The following is a 1,079-nucleotide window of genomic DNA, read 5'->3' on the forward strand; positions in this document are numbered from 1 at the left end:
CGGCGCCGGCTCCTCCTCGGACGGCGGGTCCTCACAGAGCACACGCAGAGCCCGGGCGGTGAGGTCCCGGACCCCCTCGGGAGGGAGTACGCCGTCGATCATCCCGCGGCGGGCGAGGTTCTCCGAGACCTGGACGCCCTCGGGGAAGGGGGAGTCGTAGAGCGCCTCGTACACCCGGGGGCCGAGGAACCCGATCAGTGCGCCGGGTTCGGCGACGGAGACGTGGCCCAACGACCCCCAGGAGGCGAACACTCCGCCGGTGGTCGGATGGCGCAGGTACACCAGGTAGGGAAGTCCCGTCGACTTGTGCCCGGCCACGGCGGCGGAGATCTTGACCATCTGGAGGAAGGCGATCGTGCCCTCCTGCATACGGGTCCCACCCGACGTCGGGGACGCCAGGATCGGCAGGCGTTCGGCGGTGGCGCGCTCGATCGCGGACACGATCCGTTCGGCCGCCGCGATGCCGATCGACCCGGCCAGGAAGTCGAACTCGCAGGCGATGAACACGACTCGCCGACCCAGGAGGGTCCCCTCGCCGGTGATGACGGACTCGTCCACCCCGGAGTCCCGCGCCGCGCGCTCGAGGGAGGCCTCGTAACCCGGGACCGAGTCGACCTGGGGCGAGCGCAGCGGAGCGCCGTCCCAGGACCGGAACGAACCGTCGTCGAGGACCATGTCGAGGATCTGCAGAGCTCCGGTTCGTGCCATGGACGCATCGTACGGTGGGCGTGTTCACCAGCAGGTATCGTCGGTCGCGGGGTGCAGGGTAGTACCCCCGCGACGCACCAGGCCGCGACGTACCAGGAGGCCCCCCGCCATGATCGACACACGCAGGGACGGTTCCGTCGCCGTCGTCACCATCGACCGGCACAGCACCCGCAACGCCCTCGACGCAGAGGTGTGCACGGCCCTGCGGGAGGCGATCGAGTCCGCAGGTGCCGCGGCCGAGGGCGAGGACCCGGTCCGCGCGATCGTCGTGACGGGGGCGGGGACGGCCTTCTGCGCCGGCGCCGACCTGTCCGGCGGCGTCTACAACCTGGACTTCTACGACGCCCACGCGGGGATGCTCAGGGCCGTGG

2 protein-coding genes are annotated in these 1,079 nt (G+C 71.4%); one reads left to right on the forward strand and one right to left on the reverse strand.

Going from position 1 to position 1,079, the window contains the following annotated elements:
- Positions 1-708, reverse strand: a 708-nt coding sequence (locus G6027_RS16175; protein ID WP_277612355.1) for an acetyl-CoA carboxylase carboxyltransferase subunit beta, incomplete at its 3' end; no start/stop codon positions are given.
- Between the two features lie 109 nt (positions 709-817).
- Here G6027_RS16175 and G6027_RS16180 point away from each other — a divergent pair.
- Positions 818-1,079: enoyl-CoA hydratase-related protein (locus tag G6027_RS16180; protein WP_182638052.1), on the forward strand; the 262-nt coding region annotated here is incomplete at its 3' end.

Source organism: Dietzia sp. SLG310A2-38A2 (assembly GCF_014145095.1).
Taxonomy (GTDB): domain Bacteria; phylum Actinomycetota; class Actinomycetes; order Mycobacteriales; family Mycobacteriaceae; genus Dietzia.